General features: G+C 68.5%; 21 protein-coding genes. 17 read left to right on the forward strand and 4 right to left on the reverse strand.

Annotation, left to right across the window (positions count from 1 at the left end):
- Positions 1-34 precede the first annotated feature (34 nt).
- The 6 genes from paaA (at position 35) to PLC66_RS13185 (ending at position 6,605) form a co-directional block, all read left to right on the forward strand.
- Positions 35-1,042: a 1,2-phenylacetyl-CoA epoxidase subunit PaaA gene (paaA, locus tag PLC66_RS13160; protein WP_324541123.1), complete on the forward strand. Its 1,008-nt coding sequence runs from the start codon at positions 35-37 to the stop codon at positions 1,040-1,042.
- The gene (paaB, locus tag PLC66_RS13165; RefSeq protein WP_004299876.1) at positions 1,039-1,335 is read left to right on the forward strand and encodes a 1,2-phenylacetyl-CoA epoxidase subunit PaaB; all 297 of its coding nucleotides are present in this window, start codon (positions 1,039-1,041) and stop codon (positions 1,333-1,335) included. The genes paaA and paaB overlap by 4 nt, the downstream gene beginning before the upstream one ends.
- Positions 1,335-2,117 carry a 1,2-phenylacetyl-CoA epoxidase subunit PaaC gene (gene paaC / locus PLC66_RS13170; RefSeq protein ID WP_324541127.1) on the forward strand — a complete coding sequence of 261 codons (783 nt, stop codon included), beginning with the start codon at positions 1,335-1,337 and terminating at the stop codon, positions 2,115-2,117. The genes paaB and paaC overlap by 1 nt, the downstream gene beginning before the upstream one ends.
- An 11-nt stretch (positions 2,118-2,128) precedes the next feature.
- Entirely contained in the window at positions 2,129-2,638 is a 510-nt protein-coding gene (gene paaD, locus PLC66_RS13175; protein ID WP_324541129.1) for a 1,2-phenylacetyl-CoA epoxidase subunit PaaD, read from the forward strand.
- 19 nt (positions 2,639-2,657) lie between these two features.
- Positions 2,658-3,755 carry a 2Fe-2S iron-sulfur cluster-binding protein gene (locus PLC66_RS13180; protein ID WP_324541131.1) on the forward strand — a complete coding sequence of 366 codons (1,098 nt, stop codon included), beginning with the start codon at positions 2,658-2,660 and terminating at the stop codon, positions 3,753-3,755.
- 189 nt (positions 3,756-3,944) lie between these two features.
- Positions 3,945-6,605: a bifunctional acetate--CoA ligase family protein/GNAT family N-acetyltransferase gene (locus PLC66_RS13185; RefSeq protein ID WP_324541133.1), complete on the forward strand. Its 2,661-nt coding sequence runs from the start codon at positions 3,945-3,947 to the stop codon at positions 6,603-6,605.
- Positions 6,606-6,624: 19 nt separating this feature from the next.
- Here the strand turns inward: PLC66_RS13185 and pap are convergent, their stop codons facing one another.
- On the reverse strand, positions 6,625-8,106 hold the full coding sequence (pap, locus tag PLC66_RS13190; RefSeq protein ID WP_324541135.1) for a polyphosphate:AMP phosphotransferase: 1,482 nt from the start codon (positions 8,104-8,106) through the stop codon (positions 6,625-6,627).
- 161 nt (positions 8,107-8,267) lie between these two features.
- Positions 8,268-8,990: a 16S rRNA (uracil(1498)-N(3))-methyltransferase gene (locus PLC66_RS13195; RefSeq protein WP_324541137.1), complete on the reverse strand. Its 723-nt coding sequence runs from the start codon at positions 8,988-8,990 to the stop codon at positions 8,268-8,270.
- A gap of 51 nt (positions 8,991-9,041) precedes the next feature.
- Here PLC66_RS13195 and PLC66_RS13200 point away from each other — a divergent pair, with 51 nt between their 5' ends.
- From PLC66_RS13200 to PLC66_RS13220, 5 genes are all read left to right on the forward strand, one after another.
- Entirely contained in the window at positions 9,042-9,851 is an 810-nt protein-coding gene (locus PLC66_RS13200) for an inositol monophosphatase family protein (protein WP_324541139.1), read from the forward strand.
- Positions 9,852-9,970: 119 nt separating this feature from the next.
- The gene (locus tag PLC66_RS13205) at positions 9,971-10,846 is read left to right on the forward strand and encodes a phosphoribulokinase (protein WP_324541141.1); all 876 of its coding nucleotides are present in this window, start codon (positions 9,971-9,973) and stop codon (positions 10,844-10,846) included.
- Positions 10,847-11,008: 162 nt separating this feature from the next.
- The gene (tkt, locus tag PLC66_RS13210) at positions 11,009-13,024 is read left to right on the forward strand and encodes a transketolase (protein WP_324541143.1); all 2,016 of its coding nucleotides are present in this window, start codon (positions 11,009-11,011) and stop codon (positions 13,022-13,024) included.
- 136 nt (positions 13,025-13,160) lie between these two features.
- Positions 13,161-14,189, forward strand: coding sequence for a type I glyceraldehyde-3-phosphate dehydrogenase (gene gap, locus PLC66_RS13215; RefSeq protein WP_324541146.1), 1,029 nt, complete (start codon positions 13,161-13,163; stop codon positions 14,187-14,189).
- A gap of 67 nt (positions 14,190-14,256) precedes the next feature.
- Positions 14,257-15,441, forward strand: coding sequence for a phosphoglycerate kinase (locus PLC66_RS13220; RefSeq protein ID WP_324541148.1), 1,185 nt, complete (start codon positions 14,257-14,259; stop codon positions 15,439-15,441).
- Between the two features lie 58 nt (positions 15,442-15,499).
- Here PLC66_RS13220 and PLC66_RS13225 read toward each other — a convergent pair whose 3' ends face one another.
- Positions 15,500-15,913, reverse strand: coding sequence for a hypothetical protein (locus PLC66_RS13225; RefSeq protein WP_324541150.1), 414 nt, complete (start codon positions 15,911-15,913; stop codon positions 15,500-15,502).
- A gap of 169 nt (positions 15,914-16,082) precedes the next feature.
- Between PLC66_RS13225 and pyk the strand changes: the two genes are divergently transcribed.
- Both pyk and fba read left to right on the forward strand, forming a co-directional pair.
- The gene (gene pyk, locus PLC66_RS13230) at positions 16,083-17,537 is read left to right on the forward strand and encodes a pyruvate kinase (protein WP_324541152.1); all 1,455 of its coding nucleotides are present in this window, start codon (positions 16,083-16,085) and stop codon (positions 17,535-17,537) included.
- A gap of 156 nt (positions 17,538-17,693) precedes the next feature.
- Complete coding sequence (gene fba / locus PLC66_RS13235; protein ID WP_324541154.1) at positions 17,694-18,758, forward strand: class II fructose-bisphosphate aldolase; 1,065 nt, start codon at positions 17,694-17,696, stop codon at positions 18,756-18,758.
- Between the two features lie 56 nt (positions 18,759-18,814).
- On the opposite strand, the gene PLC66_RS13240 is transcribed toward fba, so the two are convergent.
- Positions 18,815-19,735, reverse strand: coding sequence for a LysR substrate-binding domain-containing protein (locus tag PLC66_RS13240; protein ID WP_324541156.1), 921 nt, complete (start codon positions 19,733-19,735; stop codon positions 18,815-18,817).
- Between the two features lie 140 nt (positions 19,736-19,875).
- Between PLC66_RS13240 and PLC66_RS13245 the strand changes: the two genes are divergently transcribed.
- From PLC66_RS13245 to PLC66_RS13260, 4 genes are all read left to right on the forward strand, one after another.
- Positions 19,876-21,342 carry a form I ribulose bisphosphate carboxylase large subunit gene (locus PLC66_RS13245; protein ID WP_324541158.1) on the forward strand — a complete coding sequence of 489 codons (1,467 nt, stop codon included), beginning with the start codon at positions 19,876-19,878 and terminating at the stop codon, positions 21,340-21,342.
- A 26-nt stretch (positions 21,343-21,368) separates the two neighbouring features.
- Complete coding sequence (locus tag PLC66_RS13250) at positions 21,369-21,794, forward strand: ribulose bisphosphate carboxylase small subunit (protein WP_324541160.1); 426 nt, start codon at positions 21,369-21,371, stop codon at positions 21,792-21,794.
- A 29-nt stretch (positions 21,795-21,823) separates the two neighbouring features.
- Positions 21,824-22,726 carry a CbbX protein gene (gene cbbX / locus PLC66_RS13255; RefSeq protein ID WP_324541162.1) on the forward strand — a complete coding sequence of 301 codons (903 nt, stop codon included), beginning with the start codon at positions 21,824-21,826 and terminating at the stop codon, positions 22,724-22,726.
- Positions 22,727-22,793: 67 nt separating this feature from the next.
- Positions 22,794-23,882 carry a class 1 fructose-bisphosphatase gene (locus PLC66_RS13260; protein WP_324541164.1) on the forward strand — a complete coding sequence of 363 codons (1,089 nt, stop codon included), beginning with the start codon at positions 22,794-22,796 and terminating at the stop codon, positions 23,880-23,882.
- Positions 23,883-23,884 lie beyond the last annotated feature (2 nt).

The raw sequence follows: 23,884 nt of genomic DNA on the forward strand, positions 1-23,884 counted from the left end.
ATTTCCCGGTGCGGTGTTTGCTAGGAGGAAACACATGTACACCCAGGCAATGGACATTCCGGACGAGTCCGGGAAGAAACTGGCCGCGGTATCCAGCGCGCAGAGCGAGCTGGAAGCCGCGTTCGAGGCCCGCATCGACGCCGACGGCCGCATCGAGCCGCAGGACTGGATGCCCGAGGCCTACCGCAAGACGCTGGTGCGCCAGATCAGCCAGCATGCCCACAGCGAGATCGTCGGCATGCTGCCCGAGGGCAACTGGATTTCCCGCGCCCCGAGCCTGAAGCGCAAGGCGATCCTGATCGCCAAAGTCCAGGACGAAGGCGGCCATGGCCTGTACCTGTACTCGGCGGCCGAGACGCTCGGCACCAGCCGCGACCAGATGCTCGAGGGCCTACACTCGGGCAAGGCCAAGTACAGCTCGATCTTCAACTACCCGACCCTGAACTGGGCCGACGTCGGCGTGATCGGCTGGCTGGTCGATGGCGCGGCGATCATGAACCAGGTGCCGCTGTGCCGCTGTTCCTACGGCCCCTACGCGCGCGCCATGGTCCGCGTGTGCAAGGAAGAATCCTTCCACCAGCGCCAGGGCTATGAGGCCCTGCTGGTGATGATGAAGGGCACCGACGAGCAGCGCGCGATGGTGCAGGACGCGGTAAACCGCTACTGGTGGAAGTGCCTGGCCATGTTCGGGCCGCCGGACGCCGACAGCCCTCACAGCGCGCAGGGCATGCGCTGGGGCATCAAGCGCATCAGCAACGACGACCTGCGCCAGAAGTTCATCGACGCCACCGTGCCGCAGGCCAAGGTGCTGGGCGTGACCCTGCCCGACCCCGCCCTCAAGTGGAACGAGGCGCGCGGCCACTACGACTACGGCCAGATCGACTGGGCCGAGTTCTGGAACACCGTCGAAGGCAACGGACCGTGCAACAAGGAACGCCTGGCCACCCGGGTCAAGGCTCACAACGATGGCCAATGGGTCCGCGACGCGGCCCAGGCCTACGCCCGCAAGCAAAAAGAACGCGCACTGAAGGAGGCAGCATGAACACCCCCGCACTCAAGGATTGGCCGCTCTGGGAAGTCTTCGTCCGCAGCAAGCAAGGCCTCGAGCACAAGCACTGCGGCAGCCTGCACGCGGCCGATGCCGCCCAGGCCCTGCACATGGCGCGCGACGTCTACACCCGTCGCCAGGAAGGCGTGAGCATCTGGGTGGTGCCTTCGGTGGCGATCACCGCGAGCAACCCGGACGACAAGGGCGAGCTGTTCGACCCCGCCGCCGACAAGATCTACCGCCATCCGACCTTCTACGAAATCCCTGAAGAAGTGGGGCACATGTAATGAGCACGCCGATCGACTACCTGCTGCACCTGGCCGACAATGCCGTCGTGCTCGGCCAGCGCAACGCCGAATGGTGTGGGCACGGCCCCATCCTGGAAGAAGACATGGCGCTGGCCAACGTCAGCCTCGACCTCATCGGCCAGGCCCGCCTGCTGTACCAGCGCGCCGCCGAGCTGATGGGCGGCGACGCCACCGAAGACAAGCTGGCCTATTTCCGCGGCCCGCACGAGTTCCGCAACTACACGCTGCTCGAGCTCCCGCACCACGGCCCGCTGGTGGGCTACGCCGCGGCCGACCGCGACTACGCCACCACCATCGTGCGCAATTTCCTGTACTCGGCACTGATGGTGCATGTGTGGGACGGCCTGCAGCAGTCGGCCGACCCCAGCCTCGCCGCGATCGCCGCCAAGTCGCTCAAGGAAACCAGCTACCACCTCCACCACGCGCGTGACTGGCTGGTGCGCATGGGCGACGGCACCGAGGAATCGCATGCCCGCGCACAGGCGGCGGTGAACCACCTGATGCCCTACACCGAAGAGTTCTGGACCACCAGCCCGGCCGAAGGCGCCGCGGTGGCGGCCAAGGTCGCGATCGACGTGTGGGCGCTGCGCCCGGCCTGGGATGCGCTGGTGAACGACGCCCTGGCCGAAGCCACGCTGACCCGCCCGAACTTCCACGGCTACATCACCGAGGGCAAGATCGGCCTGCATTCCGAGCATCTGAGCTATCTGCTCGGCGAGATGCAGGGACTGGCCCGCGCCCACCCGGGCGCCACCTGGTAAGGACGAAGGCCATGAGCAGCGTCGTGGACAAGGTCTGGGCCACCCTCGAGCCCCTGACGGACCCCGAGATCCCGGTCGTGACCCTGCGCGAGCTGGGCATCCTGCGCGACGTGCGGGAGACGCCGACGGGCCTCGAGGTCGTCATCACCCCGACCTACAGCGGTTGCCCCGCCATGGGTCAGATCGAGGACGACGTGCGGGCGAGCCTGGAACAGGCCGGCATCGCGGCGCGGGTGATCACCCATCTCGCGCCGGCCTGGACCACCGACTGGATGAGCGACGAGGCCAAGGAAAAGCTGCGCGCCTACGGCATCGCCCCGCCGCACCGCACCTGCGGCAGCGGCGCCGGCGAGGTCAGCGTGATGAAGTTCGTGCGCCGGCAGCCGACCGAGCCGGTCGCCTGTCCGCAGTGCGGCTCCACCCACACCGTCGTCACCTCCGAGTTCGGTTCCACGGCCTGCAAGGCGCTGTACAAGTGCCTCGACTGCCAGGAGCCCTTCGACTATTTCAAACCCTATTAAGAGCCGGAGCCCAGACGCCATGTCAGCCCCCCGTTTCCAAGAACTCGCCGTCAAGCGCGTGAGCCCCGAGGCCGCCGGCGCGGTGGCGATCACCTTCGCCATCCCCGAGACCGAGCGCGAACGCTTCGCCTTCGAGCCGGGCCAGTTCCTCACCGTTCGCGCCACCATCGACGGCCAGGACGTGCGCCGCAACTACTCGATCAGCAGCCCGCGCAGCCGCCTGGCGCGCAATGGCGAGCTCGAGATCGGCATCCGCCCGGTGGAAGGCGGCCTGTTCTCGAACTGGGCCGCACGCGCCATCAAGGCCGGCGACACCCTACAGGTGATGCCGCCCGACGGCCGCTTCGTGGTCAAGAAGAAGCGCGCCATCCACCGCGTCGGCTTCGCCGCCGGCTCGGGTATCACGCCCATCCTGTCGATCGCGGCAAGCACGCTCGAAGAGCAGCCGGACGCCAAGTTCACGCTGATCTACGGCAACCGCCGCATGTCGACGGTGATGTTCAACGAGGAACTGCAGGACCTCAAGGATCGCTACCGCGACCGCCTGACGATGATCCACGTGCTGTCGCGCCAGGCGCAGGAGGTCGACCTGCTGCAGGGCCGCATCGACGGCCCCAAGGTGCGCGCGATCATCGACGCCCTGCTGCCGGTGGGCAGCATGGACGAGGTTTTCATCTGCGGCCCGGACGAGATGATCACCGCGACCGAGACCGCGCTGGTCGAGGCCGGGGTGCCCGCCGACCGCATCCGCACCGAGCGCTTCACCGTCAACCTGCCCCCCGGCGCCCACCCGGTCGGTGCCTCGAGCACCGCCGAAGCGGTCGCCGCCGCGACCAAGGACATCACCATGGTCCTGGTGCTCGACGGCAAGGAGCACGAGATCGCGATCGGTCCGGACGAGCACCTGCTCGACGCCGGGCTGAACGCCGGTCTCGACCTGCCGTTCTCGTGCAAGGCCGGCGTGTGCTGCACCTGCCGCGCCAAGGTCACGGAGGGCGAAGTCGTGATGGACAAGAACTTCACCCTCGAGGCCGACGAGATGGCGCAGGGCTACGTGCTGAGCTGCCAGGCGCGCGCCACCACCAAGCGCCTCAGGCTCAGCTTCGACGATCGCTGACACGGCATGGCGGGCCGACGGGGCCCGCCCGTCGCGTGCAGCAGCCAACGGCCGTCTCGACGGCCGTTTTCCATTACGGCGGGACTTGCGGGCAGCGACTGTCGTCGGCGACAGCTGATACAGATCAACGAAGCAGCACAGCTACGCTGGTATCACTTCAATCTCGACCCACCTTGGACTGCGAACGCCATGGCCGGCCCCCACGCACTCAGCTCTGCCTTCGAACCGTCCTCGATCGCCGTCATCGGCGCCTCCGACACACCGGGTTCGGTGGGCCGCCTGATCTACCGCAACCTGATCGAAGGCGGCTATCGCGGCACCCTGTACGCGGTCAATCCGAAGTACGACAGCATTCAGGATCAGCCCTGCCACCGCTCGATCGAGGACATCGGCCGGCCGGTCGACCTGGCCATCATCGCCACCCCGGCGCGCGTGCTGCACAACGTGACCGCCCAGTGCGGCCGCAGCGGCGTGCGCAATGCGGTCATCGTCAGCGCCACCGGGCGCACCCTGGAGCGGCGCATCATCGAGACCGCGCGCGAGACCCGGCTGCGCCTGCTCGGGCCGGGCAGCCTCGGCATCGCCCGCCCCGGCAGCGGCCTGATCGCCGCCCTCACCCGCATCGCGGTCAAGCCCGGCGAGATCGCCCTCGTCTCGCAATCGGGCGCGATGTGCTCGGTCGTGCTCGACTGGGCGCAAACGAACAACGTCGGCTTCTCGTCGGTGATCTCGCTCGGCGGCACGGTGGACATCGACTTCGGCGAAACCCTGGAGTACCTGATCCACGACCCGCAGACGCGCTACATCCTGCTCTACGTGGACCACATCCGCGACGCACGCCACTTCATGAGCGCGCTGCGCTCGGCGGCGCGCGTCAAGCCGATCATCCTGCTCAAGGCCGGCCGCCACGGTCGCAGCGACAACAATGCCCCGGCGGCGGACAGCGCCGGCCTCGCCGACCGGGTCTTCGACGCCGCCATGCGCCGCGCCGGCGTCGTCCGCGTGCAGAACATCGACCAGCTGTTCTTCGCCACCAAGGCCTTGTCCTGCGGCTTCCGCCCGCGCCAGGACAGCCTCGCCATCGTCTCCAACGGCAGCGGCCCGGCCGACCTAGCCGCCGACCGCGCCAAGGACCTCGGCACCGCGCTGGTCAGCCTCGGCTCACCCACCGTCGCCACGCTCGAGCGCCTCGGCGGGCGCGAGCGCGGCTGCCACAACCCGCTCGACCTCGGCGGCGACGCCAGCCCGCAGCTGTTCCGCGATGCCATCCTCGCGCTGGCCGAGGACGCCGCCGTGTCGAACGTGCTGGTCATCCTGTCGCCGCATGCCCTGGTCGAACCGGTCGAGGTGGCGCAGGAGATCATCGACCTCGCTGCCCAGGTGCGGCTCAAGCTGTGCTGCTGCTGGATGGGCGGCGGCCAGGTCGCCGAGGCGCGCGCACTGCTCGAGCAGGCCGGCCTGCCGGTGTTCAGCTCACCCGAGGCGGCGATCGAGCTGTTCCACAACATCTCGCGCTTCCACCACAGCCAGAACCTGTTGCTGCAGACCGCCGGTGGCGGTGGCGCCGGCACCTATCGCCGCACCGGCGGCGCCCGCGTGCTGGTCGAGACCCTGCTCAACCAGCGCCGCCACACCTTGTCGGCGATGGAGTCCAAGGCCCTGCTGCGCAGCTTCGGCATCCCGGTCACGCACACCACCGTCGCCCGCGACGCCACCGAGGCGCTGTTCATCGCCGAGCAGGTGGGCTTTCCGGTGGCGATGAAGGTCGACGCGCCCGAGCTCGACAGCAAGTCCGAAGCGGGCGGCGTGCGCCTCAACCTCAACACCGCCGAGTCGGTGTGGACCGCCTACCAGGACATCGTCGACGCGGTGCGCCTGCGCCATCCGCAGGCACAGGTGAACGGCGTGGCGATCGAGCCCTATCTGTACCGCCCGCGGGCGCGCGAGTTCAGCGTCCAGGTGCACCGCGACCCCACCTTCGGTCCGGTGATCAGCCTCGGCGCGCAGGACGCCTCTGCGCCGCGCACTTTCGCCCTGCCGCCGCTCAACCCGGTGCTGGCGCGCGACCTCATCGACTCGGCCATGCCCGCCGCGGCGCAAGGCCCGCGCAGCCAGGCCGGGCTGCTCAACCGCGGCGCCGTCGAGCAGGTGCTGGTGTCGGTATCCGACCTGGTGTGCGAGCTGCCCTGGGTGCGCGAGCTGGAGATCGGCCCGCTGATCGTCGATGCCGATGGCGCGGTCGCCGCGGATGCCCGCGTCGCCATCGACCACGGCCTGCCCGCCGGCAGCGACCGCTACGCCCACATGGCGATCCACCCCTATCCGCTGCACCTGATCCAGGACTGGAAGGTCGGCGACGGTCGCGCCGTGCGCACCCGCCCGGTCCGCCCCGAGGACGCCGAGCTGCTGCTCGCCTTCTTCGACGGCCTGAGCAAGGAGAGCCGCTACCTGCGCTTCATGGAGGACTTGCAGGAACTCAGCCCGGCGATGGTGGCGCGCTTCACCCAGATCGACTACGACCGCGAGATGGCGCTGATCGCCACCACCCCCGACGACAAGGGCGCCGAGCAAATGGTCGGCAGCGCCCGCTACGCGCTCGCCGCCGACGGCGAGTCGGTCGAGTTCGCCCTCGTCGTCGCCGACGGCTGGCAACGCTTCGGGCTCGGTCGCCGGCTCATGGGCGCGCTCATCGAGGTCGCGCGCAGCAAGGGCTACCGCAGCATCTTCGGCGACGTCCTCGGCAACAACGCCAAGATGCTGCGCCTGATGCACGGGCTCGGCTTCCTCGTCCAGCCCCACCCGGAAGAGAGCGCCTTGCGACGCGTGGTGAAGCCGCTGCACGGCAAGTGAGCGGCCGCGCAGCGGGCGTTCAGCCGAGCGCCGCCTCCAGCCGCTCGCAGATCGTGCGCAGCACCTTGATGCGGGCGTAGTGCTTGTCGTCGGCCTCGACCAGGGTCCACGGCGCGTACTCGGTGCTGGTGCGATCGACCATGTCGCACACGGCGCGGCTGTAGTCGTCCCACTTGTCGCGGTTGCGCCAGTCTTCCTCGGTGATCTTGAAGTGCTTGTGCGGCTCGGCCTCGCGCGCCTTGAAGCGGGCGAGCTGCTCATCCTTGCCGATCGCCAGCCAGAACTTGATCACCACCACCCCGGCCGCCACCAGCTCGTCCTCGAAGTCGTTGATCTCGGCGTAGGCCCGCATCCAGTCGGCCTCGGTGCAATAGCCCTCGACACGCTCGACCAGCACGCGGCCATACCACGAACGGTCGAAGATCAAGACCTTGCCGCGCGGCGGCAGGTGACGCCAGAAGCGCCACAGGTAGGGCTGCGCGCGCTCCTCCTCGGTGGGCGCGGCGATCGGCACGATGCGGTACTGGCGGGCGTCGAGCGCGCCCACCACGCGCCGGATCGCGCCGCCCTTGCCGGCCGCATCCATGCCCTCGAACACCAGCACCAACGCACGGCGGCGAAACGCCTCGGAGCGCGACAGCAGCGCCAGCCGCCCCTGCAGGGGCTCGAGCAACTGGTCGTACTCCTTGCGCTTCATCTCCTGTCGCGCCAGCGCGTCGAGCACGTTCAGCGCATCCACCCTGGGCGGCAGCGGCGCCGCCGACAGACGCGGCATCCAGTGCTGGCTGGCGGCATCCAGGCGGCGGCGCAGCGCCGACAACAGGGTGCGACCGACGAACAGGGCGCGGTAGTTGGCGTCCGAGCCGTCTACGATCAGCCACGGCGCCTCGGCCGTGCTGGTGGTGCGCAGGATGTGTCCCGCAACCTCGCGATAGCGGTCGTAGAGCTCGAAGTAGCGCCAGTCGCGCTCGGTCACGCGCCAACGCGTGCGGGCATCCTTCTCCAGCGCCTTCAGGCGCTTCTTCTGCTCGGCCTTCGACAGATGAAACCAGAACTTGATCAGCAGCACGCCCTCGTGCGCCAGCATTGCCTCGAAACGGCGGATGTCGTCCAGGCGCTGGTCGAGCTGGGCCCGCTTGCTGGCGCCCTCGACGCGCTCGGCGAGCGGCTGGGCATACCAGTTGTTGAACAGCACGCCGATCTTGCCGCGCGGCGGCAGGGCGCGCCAGAAGCGCCACATGAAGGGGCGCTCGGACTCCTCCGCGGTCGGCGCATCGAAGGCCCAGGTCTGGATGTGGCGCGGATCCATCCACTCGTTGAGCAGGTTCACCGTCTCGCCCTTGCCCGCCTTGTCCACCCCGTTGATGAGCACGACGACGGCAAACTGGCGCAACTCGAGCAGATCGAACTGGGCGTCGAGCAACTCGGCACGCAGGCCAGGAACCGCGGCCTCGAAGGCTTCGCGCGCGGTGCGGTGGCCGAGCTCGGCAGATTCGAACATGGTCAGGCTCCCTGCTTGTTGCTGATGCGCCGGCGGCTCGCACCACCCGCGTGAATCGGCGCCTTGAAGCGGCGCCTTGAAGCGGCGGCTTGAACCGGCGGCCTGACTCGGCTGACTGACTTGACTGACTGACTCGGCGCCCTGCGTCGCGCGCGGCCCGCTCAGTAATCGCCCCAGCGCGCCTGCAGCGCCGCGAGCGCGGCGAGGCCGGCGGTTTCCGTGCGCAGCACGCGCGGCCCGAGGCGCACACGGCGGCAGCCGGCGGCGTCGAAGGCCGCCATCTCGGCCTCGCTCCAGCCGCCCTCCGGGCCCACCAGCAGATGGACCGCCGCCTGCGGCCGCGGCTCCTCGCCAAAGCCTGCCACCCCGCCCGGCGCCAACACATAGTTGAGGCCGTCGCGATGCGCTGCCAGCCAGTGCAGCAGGGGTTGCAGCGGTTTCAGCTCGGGAATGCGGTTGCGGCCGCACTGCTCGCAGGCCGCCACCGCCACTTGCTGCCAGTGCGCCTGGCGCTTGTCCGCGCGCTCGCCCGCGAGCCGCAGCACCGAGCGTTCGGCCTGCACCGGCTGGATCGCGCTGACGCCGAGCTCGACCGCCTTCTGCACCACCCAATCCATCTTGTCGCCGGTCGCCAACGCCTGCACCAGCACCACCTGCAGCGGCGATTCGCGCTCCACCGCGCGACGCTCGCCCAGCTGCGCGAAGCCGGCCTTGCCGCGCACGACCAACCGGGCCTCGACCTCGCCGCCCTGGCCGTCGAACAGCACCAGCGGTGCGCCATCGTGCAGGCGCAGCACGCGCAGCGCATGATGGGCGAGCGCCTCGGGCAGCGCCACCTCACCGCTGGCGGGCAGGCTGCCATCAAAGTGGAATCGGGAAATCATCGTAAGATTATAGGCCCGAGCATCGTCCGTCCGTCCGGCAAGGAGTCCTGCATGCCCACCGCCGCCCAACGCCTGGCCCGCGCCCGCGCCCTCGAATCCATGGTTCGCGACATTGCCCGCGAGGAGATCCTGCCGCGCTACCTGAAGTCGGCGCGCAGCCGCAAGGCCGATGGCTCGCTGTTCACCGAGGCCGACCTCGAATCCCAGCACCGCTTTACCGAAGAGCTGCCGCGCTTCCTGCCTGGCGCCGTGCTGGGCGAGGAGATGACCGCGACCGAGCAGGCGCACCTGTGGAACGAGGGCGGTCGTGGCCTGTGGTGCATCGACCCGATCGACGGCACCACCAACTTCGCCAACGGCATCCCGCTGTTCGCGGTGTCGATCGCCTACCTGATCGACCACGCGCCGGTGCTCGGCGTGGTCTACAACCCGATCACCGACGAATCCTTCTACGCCGCGCACGGCGCCGGCGCCTTCCTCAACGGCGCCGAGCTGCCCCTGCGCCAGGGCGCGACCACCTTGCGCGACGCCGTCGCCGGGGTCGACTTCAAGCGCATCAGCCATCACCTGGGCGACGAGCTTGCGGTGCGGCCGCCCTACTACTCGCAGCGCAACTTCGGTTCGAGCGCGCTCGAATGGTGCTTCGTCGCCGCCGGCCGGCTCGATGTGTACCTGCACGGCGGCCAGATGCTGTGGGACTACGCGGCGGGGCGCCTGATCCTGGCCGAGGCCGGCGGTCACGCCGAGGCCCTCGACGGCGGCGAACTGATGGCCGGCCCGGCCATCAAACGCGGCGTGATCGCAGCGGTCACGCCTTCGCTGTTCGCCGAGTGGTCGGCCTGGATCAAGGGCCGCTCCTGAGCGCCGCTGCACGGCCGCCAACTTTTCGGGGCCAGATCGCGTCCACGCGCTTTCGCGCACGATTGCGGCAGTGCAAAATCGCCGTGTAGCGAATTCATTCGCCGACGGCGGAGACCATCATGTCCATGAAGCATCCCATCATCGCCGTCACCGGCTCGTCCGGCGCCGGCACCACCACGGTCAAGCACACCTTCGAGGCGATCTTCCATCGCGAGAACGTCAACGCGGCCATCGTCGAGGGCGACAGCTTTCACCGCTACACGCGTACCGAGATGAAGACGCTGATCGAGGAGGCCGAGCGGGCCGGCCAGCGCGGCATCAGCCATTTCGGCCCCGAAGCCAACCTGCTCTCCGAGCTCGAGAGCCTGTTCCGGGCCTATGGCGAGGCCGCGACCGGACGCCGGCGCTACTACATCCACAACGAAGCCGAGTCGATGCGCTGGAATCTGCCGATGGGCACCTTCACCGAATGGGAAGACCTGCCGGTGGGTACCGACTGCCTGTTCTACGAAGGGCTGCACGGCGCGCTGGTGACCGAGAACGTGAACGTGGCGCGCCATGTGGACCTGCTGATCGGCGTGGTGCCGACGATCAACCTCGAGTGGATCCAGAAGCTGCACCGCGACACCAAGCTGCGCGGTTACACCGCCGAGGCGGTGCAGGACACCATCCTGCGCCGCATGCACGACTACGTGCATTACATCGTGCCGCAGTTCGCCGGCACCCACATCAACTTCCAGCGCGTGCCGGTGGTCGATACGTCCAACCCGTTCATCGCGCGCGACGTGCCGACGCAGGACGAATCGATGGTGGTGATCCGCTTCAAGGACCCGCGCGGGGTGGACTTCCCCTACCTGCTGCGCATGATCCACGACGCCTTCATGAGCCGCGCCAACACCATCGTGATCCCGGGCGGCAAGCTCGACCTGGCAATGCAGTTGATCCTGACGCCGCTGATCTGGAAACTGATGGAGCGCCGCCGGCAGTGGGTTTAGCTGCGGTGCGGCGGGCCCTTCGGGCCGCAGCACCGCCGCGCACTCGCCGCGTGTTCGCCGTAGCGGGTGCGCGCCCTAATTGCACCGCAACATTGCCAACCACCCGGACTTTTAAGGGATAATTGCGGCCTTTCTAATGTTGGCCTCCGGCCCGAGAACAGCATGCAGTCGTCCCGTAACGTCAAGCCCCCGGTCTTCAACCCCATCACCGGCGCCATCCGCGCCCTGGCGATGGATGCCGTGCAGCAGGCCAACTCCGGCCATCCGGGGGCGCCGATGGGCATGGCGGAGATCGCCGAGGTGTTGTGGCGCCACCACTTGCGTCACAACCCGGCCAACCCCAAGTGGGCCGACCGCGACCGCTTCGTGCTGTCGAACGGCCACGGCTCGATGCTGATCTACGCGCTGCTGCACCTGACCGGCTACGACCTGCCGATCGACGAGCTCAAGCGCTTCCGCCAGCTGCACAGCAAGACCCCGGGCCACCCCGAATACGGCTACGCCCCCGGCATCGAGACCACCACCGGCCCGCTCGGCCAGGGCATCACCAACGCGGTCGGCATGGCGCTGGCCGAGAAGATCCTCGCCGCCGAGTTCAACCGCCCCGGCCACGACATCGTCGACCATCACACCTACGTCTTCCTCGGCGACGGCTGCCTGATGGAAGGCATCTCGCACGAGGCCTGCTCGCTCGCCGGCACCTGGGGCCTCGGCAAACTGGTCGCCTTCTACGACGACAACAACATCTCGATCGACGGCCACGTCGATGGCTGGTTCACCGACGACACCCCGAAAAGGTTCGAAGCATATGGATGGCAGGTCATCCGCGACGTCCAGGGCCACGACCCGGTCGCCATCGAGGCCGCCATCCAGCAGGCCAAGGCCAACACCACCCAGCCCACGCTGATCTGCTGCAAGACGATCATCGGCGCCGGCGCGCCCAACAAGCAGGACAGCCACGATGTGCATGGCGCCCCGCTCGGCGCCGCCGAGATCGAGGCTGCGCGTGCCCACATCGGCTGGAACCACGCGCCCTTCCACATCCCGGCCGACGTCTACGCGGCGTGGGATGCGCGCACCAAGGGTGCCTCGCTCGAGGCGCAGTGGAACGCCGGCTTCGCCGCCTACCGCGCCGCCCACCCCGAGCTCGCCGCCGAGTTCGAGCGCCGCATGGCCGGCGCGCTGCCCGCCGACTGGGACGCCCACGTCGCCGCGGTGCTGGCCAAGGTCAGCGACAAGGCCGAGACCATCGCCACCCGCAAGGCCAGCCAGAACGCCATCGAAGCCTACGCGCCCAAGCTGCCCGAGCTGCTCGGCGGCTCGGCCGACCTCGCCGGCTCCAACCTCACGCTGTGGTCGGGCGCCAAGGGGGTCAGCAAGACCAGCGGTGGCAACTACGTGTATTACGGCGTGCGCGAGTTCGGCATGGCGGCGATCGCCAACGGCGTCGCGCTGCACGGCGGCCTCATCCCCTACAGCGCCACCTTCCTGATGTTCAGCGAGTACGCGCGCAACGCCCTGCGCATGGCCGCGCTGATGAAGCTGCGCCAGATCTTCGTGTTCACCCACGATTCGATCGGCCTCGGCGAGGACGGCCCCACCCACCAGCCGGTGGAGCAGACCGCGACGCTGCGCCTGATCCCCAACATGGAGGTGTGGCGCCCCTGCGACACCACCGAATCGGCCGTCGCCTGGGCCAACGCGATCGAGCGCAAGTCGGGCCCGACCAGCCTGTGCTTCTCGCGCCAGAATCTGCCCTTCCAGGCCCGCACTTCCGATCAGGTCGCCGCGATCCGCAAGGGCGGCTACGTGCTGTCGGAAGCCGAGGGCGGCAAGCCGCAGGCGGTCATCATCGCCACCGGCTCCGAGGTCGCCCTCGCGATGGCCGCACAGAAGACCCTGGCCGAGCAAGGCGTCGCGGTGCGCGTGGTGTCCATGCCCTCGACCAACGTCTTCGACCGCCAGGACGCCGCCTACAAGGCGAGCGTGCTGCCCGCCGGCCTGCCGCGCATTGCGGTCGAGGCCGGCAGCACCGACGGCTGGTACAAGTACGTCGGCCTCGAAGGGCGCGTGATCGGCATCGACCGCTTCGGCGAATCGGCACCGGCGGGCGAGCTCTTCAAGTATTTCGGCATCACCGCGGAGGCGGTGGTGCAGGCCGTGAGGTCGGTGCTCTGACGACAGCCTGGCGCGGGAGCGGCTCCGGAAACGGACCGCTCCCGCTGCACATGGAGTCCCCGCCCGATGCGGGCCAGCAACGCACCAACGGACACAATCACTCGGTTTTACAGTGTTATTTCAGGGAGAAGCATCGATGAGCATCAAGGTCGCCATCAACGGTTTCGGTCGTATCGGTCGCTGCACGCTGCGCGCCATCTACGAGCAGGGCCTGCAGAACGAATTCGAAGTGGTCGCCATCAACGCCTCCGGCGATCTGGCCACCAACGCCCACCTGCTCAAGTACGACACGACCCACGGCCGCTTCGGGACTTCGGTCGAGACCGAGGGCGAGAACCTCATCATCATCGACGGCAAGCCGATCCCGTTCTACTCGACCAAGGACCCGAAGGGCGTCAATTGGGGCAGCCACGGCGTGGACGTGCTGCTCGAGTGCACCGGCGCCTACACCACCAAGGCCAAGGCCCAGGCTCTGCTCGACATGGGCGCCAAGCGCGTGCTGATCTCCGCCCCGGGCGGTGACGACGTCGACACCACCATCGTCATGGGCGTGAACGAAGAAGTGCTGCGTGGCGACATGACCGTCGTCTCCAACGCCTCGTGCACCACCAACTGCCTGGCCCCGGTCGCCAAGATCCTGGCCGACAGCGTCGGCATCAAGCAGGGCCTGATGACCACCATCCACGCCTACACCAACGACCAGGTCACGGTGGACGTGCGCCACAAGGACCTGCGCCGCGCGCGTGCCGCCGCCGCCAACATCATCCCGACCAAGACCGGCGCCGCCAAGGCCGTCGGCCTGGTGCTGCCGCAGCTGGTCGGCAAGGTCGATGGCTTCGCGCTGCGCGTGCCGGTCATCAACGTCTCGCTGGTCGACCTCACCTTCACCGCCGAGCGCGCCACCACCAAGGAAGAGATCAACGAACTGATGACCGCCGCGGCCAACGGCCCGCTGAAGGGCATCCTCGCGGTCAATACCGAGCCGCTGGTGTCCTCCGACTTCAACCACACCACCGTGTCCTCCACCTTCGACGCCACCCAGACCCGCGTCATCAAGGGCGAGGACGGTTCGGTGCTGGTCAAGGTGCTGGCCTGGTACGACAACGAGTGGGGCTATTCCTGCCGCATGCTCGACGCCGCCCGCGCCTTCGCCAACGCCAGGTAAGCCGGCTGCCCATCGCAGAACCTCAACGCCCTGTCCTGCAGGGCGTTTTCACGAGACCGAACCCATCATGCAAGTCAAGAAACTCACCGACCTCGACGTCGCCGGAAAGCGCGTCTTCATCCGCGCCGACCTCAACGTGCCGCAGGACGAAGCCGGCAACATCACCGAGGACACCCGCATCCGCGCCTCCATCCCCTCCATCCGCTACTGCCTCGACCACGGCGCCGCGGTGATGGTCACCTCCCACCTCGGTCGTCCGACCGAAGGCGAGTTGCGCGCCGAGGATTCGCTGATGCCGGTCGCGGTGCGCCTGGGCCAGCTCCTCGACAAGCCGGTCAAGCTGATCCAGGACTGGGTCGACGGCGGCTTCGAGGTGAAGCCGGGCGAGGTCGTGCTGCTCGAGAACTGCCGCTGCAACAAGGGCGAGAAGAAGGACAACGAGGAGCTGGCGAAGAAGATGGCCGCGCTGTGCGACATCTACGTGAACGACGCCTTCGGCACCGCCCACCGCGCCGAGGCCACCACCCACGGCATCGCCCGCTTCGCGCCGGTGGCCTGCGCCGGCATGCTGATGGGCGCCGAGATCGACGCCCTCTCCAAGGCCCTGCACAACCCTGCGCGCCCGCTGGTGGCCATCGTCGGCGGCGCCAAGGTGTCGACCAAGCTCACCATCCTGCGCACGCTGGCCGACAAGGTGGACCAGCTCATCGTCGGTGGCGGCATCGCCAACACCTTCCTGCTCGCCGCCGGCAAGCGCATCGGCGAGTCGCTCGCCGAGCCCGAGATGGTGCGCGAGGCGCAGCAGGTGATGGACATCATGAAGGCACGCGGCGCCGAAGTGCCGCTGCCGGTCGATGTGGTGGTGGCCGACGAGGTCTCGGCGCTCGCCCGCGCCAACCGCATCCCGGTGGATGAGGTCGGCCCGCACGACCGCATCCTCGACTTCGGCCCGAAGAGCTCGGCCAAGCTCGCCGACATCATCGCCCACGCCGGCACCATCGTCTGGAACGGCCCGGTCGGCGTCTTTGAGTACCCGCAGTTCGCCGGCGGCACCAAGATGATGGCCTCGGCCATCGCCCACTCGGAGGCCTTCTCGATCGCCGGCGGCGGCGACACCCTGGCCGCGATCGCCAAGTTCGATATCGCCCAGGACGTCGGCTACATCTCCACCGGCGGCGGCGCCTTCCTCGAGTTCCTGGAGGGCAAGACCCTGCCGGCGATCGCCGCGCTGGAAGAACGCTTCAAGGACTGATCAGCCAGGCCCGCAACGCCACCAGCCACGGCCGTCCGCTGCGACGGCCGTGGCTCGTTTACAGCTCCGGGTGCAGCTCGAAGTCGGTGTGGCGGCGGCCACGCGCGCTGCGCCGCTCGACCATCGCCGGCTCGTGCAGCGCCCCGGCCAGCCGGCGATAGGGATTGCGCCTGACCTCATGACGGCGGTCGTCATGGTGTTCGTAAGCGCAGGTGCAGTGCCCCGCACGGCAGCCTGGCAAGGGCAGCGCGGGCGCCTCGACCGACAGGAAGCGCAGCCCCTCGAGACGAGGCGCCAGGGCGCAGCAAGCCGCGCCGGGGCGGATCGTCACGCAGTGGTAGGGATGATGATCCTCCGCCACCGCGGCAGCAGGCGGCCCGGCAGCCGGCACGGGCTCGCGCCGGCGCAGGAACAGGAAACCGAGCACCCCCACCGCGGCCGCAAAGGCGACCAGCATCGCAGCACCATCCATGGGTTTTCTCCACACGCCTTTGACCGAAAGATAGTACAGACGGGTGCGAATGTCCTGTTCCCCTTTGCCCGCACACCGCGACAGGGCCTTGCCGACGCGGCGACGAGGCAAGCCGCTAGAATGCGCCGAGCACACTGTCCCGCCCGCCAACCCGCTGCAGGAGCCCCGGATGTCCCGTCACACCAAGATCGTCGCCACGCTCGGCCCCGCCTCGTCCGACCCCCACGTGCTGCAACGCATGGTGCAGGCCGGCGTGGACGTGGTGCGCATGAACTTCTCCCACGGCAAGGCCGAGGACCACGTTGCACGCGCCAGCGCCATCCGCGAGGCTGCGGCGCTCGCCGGCCGCCCGGTGGGCATCCTGGCCGACCTGCAGGGGCCCAAGATCCGCGTCGGTCGCTTCGCCGAGGGCCGCATCACGCTCAGCCGCGACCAGGCCTTCATCCTCGATGCGCGCTGCGAGCTCGGTAACAGCGAGCGCGTCGGGCTCGACTACAAGGATCTGCCCAAGGACGTGAAGCCGGGCGACGTGCTGCTGCTCGACGACGGCCGCCTCAAGCTGACCGTGCAGCGCGTGATCGGCGCCGAGATCCACACCGTGGTCAAGGTGGGCGGCGAGCTCTCCAACAACAAGGGCATCAACCGCCAGGGCGGTGGCCTGACCGCGCCGGCGCTCACCGCCAAGGACATGGACGACATCCGCACCGCGGCGCAGATCGGTGTCGACTTCGTCGCCGTGTCCTTCCCCAAGACCGCCGCCGACATGTACATGGCGCGCCAGCTGGTGCGCGCCGCGGGGGCGGAGACGCTGCTCATCGCCAAGATCGAGCGCACCGAGGCGGTGGCCAACCTCGAGGAGATCCTCGACGCCTCGGACGGCATCATGGTGGCGCGCGGCGACCTCGCGGTCGAAGTCGGTGACGCCGCCGTGCCCGCCCTGCAGAAGAAGATGATCCGCGCCGCGCGCGACCGCAACAAGCTCACCATCACCGCCACGCAGATGATGGAGTCGATGATCACCAGCCCGGTGCCGACCCGCGCGGAGGTGTCGGACGTCGCCAACGCGGTGCTCGACGGCACCGACGCGGTGATGCTGTCGGCCGAAACCGCCGCCGGCAAGTACCCGGTCGAGGTCATCGAGGCGATGAGCCGGGTTTGCCTCGAGGCGGAGAAGTCGTCCGAGATCGGGCTCGACCGCGAGATGCTCAACCGCGTGTTCACCCGCATCGACCAGTCGATCGCGATGGCGGCGATCTGGACCGCCTACCACCTCAAGGTGAAGGCGATCGCCTCGCTCACCCAGACCGGCTCGACCGCGCTGTGGATGAGCCGGCTCAATGCCGGGGTGCCGATCTACGCCCTGACCCCCGAGGTGTCGGCACGCAACCAGATGACGCTGTATCGCGAGGTCCATCCCCTGTTGATGAGCCAGACCCACCAGGACCGCGACGTGCTGCTGTGGGAGGCCGAGCAGGTGCTGCTGGAACAGGGCGTGGTCGATTACGGCGACCTCATCGTGCTCACCATCGGCGAGCCGATCGGCGCCTCGGGCGGCACCAACACGCTCAAGATCGTGCGCGTCGGCGAACACCACATGCCGGGCACGCTCGACGACCCGGTGTGAGCCACTCGCGCGGCGACGAGCCGCGCCGCCCGCTTCGCTTCGACCCCACGCCTGTGCCGCACGGGCTTGTGCTGCGCTCATGCAGCGCGCGACACAGGCTAAAATAGCGTTCTCAACCTCGCCCCGCGCCACCGGCGCCCCCTGACGGAGATACTCATGCCCCTCGTTTCCATGCGCCAGCTGCTCGACCACGCGGCCGAACACAGCTACGGCCTGCCCGCCTTCAACGTGAACAACCTCGAACAGGTCCAGGCCATCATGGAAGCGGCGGCCGAATGCGACAGCCCGGTGATCATGCAGGCCTCGGCCGGCGCGCGCAAATACGCGGGCGAGGCCTTCCTGCGCCACCTCATCGACGCGGCCGTCGAGGCCTATCCCAACATCCCCATCGTCATGCACCAGGACCACGGCCAGAGCCCGGCGATCTGCATGGGCGCGATCCGCTCGGGCTTTTCCAGCGTGATGATGGACGGTTCGCTGCTGGAAGACGGCAAGACGCCCTCCTCCTACGACTACAACGTCGCCGTCACCCGCGAGGTGGTGAAGTTCTCGCACGCGATCGGCGTCAGCGTCGAGGGCGAGCTCGGCTGCCTCGGCTCGCTCGAGACCGGCCAGGCCGGCGAGGAGGACGGCGTCGGTGCCGAAGGCACGCTCGACCACAGCCAGATGCTGACCGACCCCGACCAGGCCGCCGACTTCGTCAAGCAGACCGACTGCGACGCGCTCGCCATTGCCATCGGCACCAGCCACGGCGCCTACAAGTTCAGCCGCAAGCCCACCGGCGACATCCTCGCCATCGAGCGCATCAAGCAGATCCACGCCCGCATCCCCAACACCCACCTGGTCATGCACGGCTCGTCGTCAGTGCCGCAGGAGCTGCTCGAGATCATCCGCCAGTACGGCGGCGACATGAAGGAGACCTACGGCGTGCCGGTCGAGGAGATCGTGCAGGGCATCAAGTACGGCGTGCGCAAGATCAACATCGACACCGACATCCGCCTGGCGATGACCGGCGCGGTGCGCAAGTTCCTTGCCGAGAACCCCTCCAAGTTCGACCCACGCGAGTTCAACAAGCCCGCGCGCGAGGCCGCCAAGCTGGTGTGCAAGGCCCGCTTCGAAGCCTTCGGCTGCGCCGGCATGGCGTCGAAGATCAAGTCGGTGCCGCTCGAGAAGATGGCCGCGCGCTACAAGGCGGGCGAGCTGACGCAGGTCGTGCGCTGAGGGCCTGCCCCGCCCCTTGAAAGACGCGCCTCCGGGCGCGTTTTTCGTTTACGTGCTCAGCGCTCCATCGCCCGCATCCTTGCCGCCCCTTCGGTCTGCAGGAACTCCAGCAGCGCGTCGAGCGCGGGCGTCATCGGCCGGTCGGTGCGCGAGACCACGTTCCACTCGCGGATGACCGGCGTGTCGGCCACGTCCAGCCGCACCAGGCGCCCGCTTTCCACCTCCATCGCGAAGGTGTGGTGCGACAGGAAGGCGATGCCCATGCCGGCCATCACCGCCTGCTTCAAGGTCTCGTTGCTGCCGAGCTCGTCCGCCGCCAGCGGCTTGACGCCGTGCGCGCGCAGGAAGCGCTCGAGGTTGTCACGCGTGCCCGAGCCCTGCTCGCGCAACAGCAGGCGCTCGTCGGTCAGCGCCGCGGGCGGGATGCGCTTGCGTCCGGCCAGGCGGTGGTCAGGGCGCGCGACGAAGGACAGCCGGTGCGGGGCGAAGGGAATCCGGCGCAGGTCGATGCCGCGCGGCGGCTGGCCCATGATCGCCACGTCGCAGCGCTGCTCCTGCAGCAGGGTGCGCACCCGCTCGCGGTTGTCCACCGTCAGGCGGAAGGTGATGTCCGGGTGACGGCGGCCGAACTCGGCCAGCAGGTGGGGCACGAAATACTCCGCAGTGGTGATCGCCACCACGTCCAGCGTGCCCGCCGCCACCCCCATCCTCGCCTTCAGCTCGACCTCGGCGAGCTCCAGGCTGTGCAGCGCCTGGCGCGCCGCGCGCACCAGGATCTCGCCGGCCGGCGTGAGGTGGATCTCGCGCCGGCCATCGACCAGCACCTGGCCGACGATGGCCTCCGCGTCACGGATCTGCATCGAGATCGCCGGCTGCGTCAGGTGCAGCAGCCGCGCCGCCTGGGTGAAGCTGGCGCTGTCGGCCACCGCGACCAGGGCGCGGAGCTGCTTGAGGGTCATGCGTTGCGCGAGCTTCATCAGGAAACCTTATCTCAATGACGCAAAAAACGTCATTTGAGCTTATTAAAGCGCGGTCTTATTGTCCAGTCACCACCGCTTCACGGTCACAAGAGCTTCACAGCCACCTCTCGCAGCACACACACGGAAGGAGACACGACATGGGCGCCGCAGACACCCCGCAACAGATCCTCGACCCCAAGAAGCGCTACCAGGCTGGCGTGCTCAAATACGCCCAGATGGGCTACTGGAACCCGGACTACGAGCCCAAGGACACCGACGTGCTCGCCGTCTTCCGCATCACCCCGCAGGAAGGCGTCGACCCGATCGAGGCCGCCGCCGCGGTCGCCGGCGAATCGTCCACCGCGACCTGGACCGTGGTGTGGACCGACCGCCTCACCGCCTGCGACATGTACCGCGCCAAGGCTTACCGCGTCGAGCCGGTGCCGGGTCAGGAGGGCCAGTATTTCTGCTGGGTGGCCTACGACCTCGACCTGTTCGAGGAAGGCTCGATCGCCAACCTCACCGCGTCGATCATCGGCAACGTGTTCAGCTTCAAGCCGCTCAAGGCCGCCCGCCTCGAGGACATGCGCCTGCCGGTGGCCTATGTGAAGACCTTCCGCGGCCCGCCCACCGGCATCGTCGTCGAGCGCGAGCGCCTGGAAAAATACGGCCGCCCGCTGCTGGGCGCGACGATGAAGCCCAAGCTCGGCCTGTCCGGCAAGAACTACGGCCGCGTGGTGTATGAGGCCCTGCGCGGCGGCCTGGACTTCACCAAGGACGACGAGAACATCAACTCGCAGCCCTTCATGCACTGGCGCGACCGCTTCCTGTACTGCATGGAAGGCGTCAACCAGGCCGCGGCCCAGACCGGCGAATCCAAGGGCCACTACCTCAACATCACCGCCGGCACCATGGAGGAGATGTACAAGCGCGCCGAGTTCGCCCGCGACCTCGGCTCCTGCATCGTCATGATCGACCTCATCGTCGGCTGGACCGCGATCCAGTCGATGAGCAACTGGTGCCGCGACAACGACATGATCCTGCACCTGCACCGCGCCGGCCACGGCACCTACACGCGACAGAAGAACCATGGCGTGTCCTTCCGCGTCATCGCCAAGTGGCTGCGCCTGGCCGGCGTCGACCACATGCATGCCGGCACCGCGGTGGGCAAGCTCGAAGGCGACCCAATGACGGTGCAAGGCTTCTACAACGTCTGCCGCGACATGGTGACCAAGCAGGACCTGCGGCGCGGTCTGTTCTTCGATCAGGACTGGGCCAGCATCAAGCGCGTGATGCCGGTGGCCTCGGGCGGCATCCATGCCGGCCAGATGCATCAGCTGCTCAGCCTGTTCGGCGACGAAGTCGTGCTGCAGTTCGGCGGCGGCACCATCGGCCACCCGATGGGCATCCAGGCCGGCGCCACCGCCAACCGCGTCGCGCTCGAGGCCATGGTGCTCGCCCGCAACGAAGGCCGCGACATCGCCAACGAAGGCCCGCAGATCCTCGCCGACGCCGCCAAGTGGTGCCAGCCGCTGCGCGCCGCGCTCGATACCTGGGGTGACATCACCTTCAACTACACCAGCACCGACACGTCGGACTTCGTGCCCACCGCCAGCGTGGCCTGAGCCATCGAGCCCCGAGGAGACCCATCATGCGCATCACCCAAGGCTGCTTTTCCTTCCTGCCCGACCTCACCGACACCCAGATCGCGGCCCAGATCAACTATTGCCTCGACCAGAACTGGGCGGTCGCGATCGAGTTCACCGACGACCCCCACCCGCGCAACACCTACTGGAACATGTGGGGCCTGCCGATGTTCGACCTGCGCGACCCCGCCGGCGTGATGGGCGAATTGAAGGCCTGCCGCGAAGCCAACCCCGAGACCTACATCCGCATCAACGCCTTCGACTCGACCAAGGGCTGGGAGACGGTGCGCATGTCCTTCATCGTCCAGCGCCCCACCGCGGAGCCCGGCTTCCGCCTCATCCGCCAGGAAACGCAGGGCCGCAAGCTGCGCTACACGATGGAGAGCTACGCCGTCGGCCGCGCCCCGGAAGGCGCGCGCTACAGCGCCTGACCCCCCCGACGACAGCAGGAGACGAGACCATGAACGCCCCCGAGAAGGCCCCAGCCCCCGCCCGCATCGACCTCGGCGCCGAGTTCCGCGACGCCGGCATCGGCGAAGTGCTCGAGTCCCTCGAGCGCGATCTCGTCGGCCTCGCCCCGGTCAAGCGCCGCGTGCGCGAAATCGCCGCCCTGCTGCTCGTCGACCGCGTGCGCCAGCGCCTCGGCCTGGCCACCGAGCACCCCTCGCTGCACATGAGCTTCACCGGCAACCCCGGCACCGGCAAGACCACGGTGGCGATGCGCATGGCCGAGATCCTGCATCGGCTGGGCTACTGCCGCCGCGGCCACGTCGTGGCCGTGACCCGCGACGACCTCGTCGGCCAGTACATCGGCCACACCGCGCCCAAGACCAAGGAAGTCCTGAAGCGCGCGATGGGCGGCGTGCTCTTCATCGACGAGGCCTACTACCTCTACCGCCCCGAGAACGAAAAGGACTACGGCCAGGAAGCGATCGAGATCCTGCTGCAGGTGATGGAGAACCAGCGTGACGACCTGGTCGTGATCCTCGCCGGCTACGCCGAGCGCATGGAGCGCTTCTTCGAATCCAACCCCGGCATGAAGTCGCGCATCGCCCACCATGTCGACTTCCCCGACTACAGCAACGACGAGCTCGGCGAGATCGCCCAGCGCATGCTCGCCGGCTGGAACTACCGCTTCGACGACGCTGCACGGGCCGCCTTCGACGACTACATCGTGCTGCGCCGCCGCCAGTCGCACTTTGCCAACGCACGCAGCATCCGCAATGCGCTCGACCGCATGCGCCTGCGCCAGGCCCTGCGCCTGTTCGAATCCGGCGCCACGGTCGATGCCGAGGCGCTGACCACGATCACCGAGGCCGACGTCCGCGCCAGCCGCCATTTCCAGCCCGCCGAGCCCGGCTAGGCGCCACGACCGCCCCACGACACACAACAACAAGCCGCAATCCGGCACCGCATCGGAGGAGACCCTCATGTTCAGCCTCGACCGCAGCACGCTCACCGAATACCTGATCGAACACCGCCGCCGCAACCCGGAGGCCACCGGCGAGTTCAATGCCCTGATCCTGCAGGTCGCCCAGGCCTGCAAGGCGATCTCGCGCGCGGTCGCCCACGGTGCGCTCGCGGACGTGCTCGGCAGCCACGGCAGCGCCAACGTGCAGGGCGAGGAGCAGAAGAAGCTCGACGTGCTCGCCGATGAGATCTTCCTGCGCGCCACGCACTGGGGCGGCGACCTCGCCGGCATGGTCTCCGAAGAGAACGAGGCCCCCATCCCGCTCCCTGCCAGCGACCAGCGCGGCAAGTACCTGCTCGCCTTCGACCCGCTGGATGGCTCGTCCAACATCGACGTCAATGTCGCCGTCGGCTCGATCTTCTCCATCCTGCGCGCGCCGAAGCCGGGCGAGGACGCCGCCGCCGCGGATTTCCTGCAGCCCGGCAGCCGCCAGGTCGCTGCCGGCTATGCCATCTACGGCCCATCGACGATGCTGGTGCTGTCGGTCGGCAGCGGCGTCGCCGGCTTCACCCTCGACCCGATCATCGGCGAGTTCTACCTCACCCATCCCGACATCCGCGTTCCCGAGACCACGCGCGAGTTCGCCATCAACGCCTCCAATTCGCGCTTCTGGGAGCCGCCGGTGCGGCGCTATGTGGACGAGTGCCTGGCCGGGCGCAGCGGGCCGCGCGGCGTCGACTTCAACATGCGCTGGATCGCCTCGCTGGTGGCCGAGACCCACCGCATCCTGATGCGCGGCGGCGTCTTCCTCTATCCGCGCGACCGCAAGGACCCCGCCAAGCCCGGACGGCTGCGCCTGCTCTATGAATGCAGCCCGATCGGCTTCCTGATCGAGCAGGCCGGCGGCCGCGCCAGTACCGGCGTGCGCCCGGTGCTCGAGGTCCAGCCCGAGAGCCTGCACCAGCGCATCGGCTTCGTGTTCGGCTCGAAGGACGAGGTCGAGCGCATCGAGCGCTACCACCACGAGCCGGTGATGGGTGGCCCGCAGGACGAGCCGCCGCTGTTCCACGCCCGCTCGCTGTTCCGCGACACCGAATTCGCTCAATAAGA

Source organism: Thauera sp., from assembly GCF_035444905.1.
Classification (GTDB): Bacteria; Pseudomonadota; Gammaproteobacteria; order Burkholderiales; family Rhodocyclaceae; genus Thauera.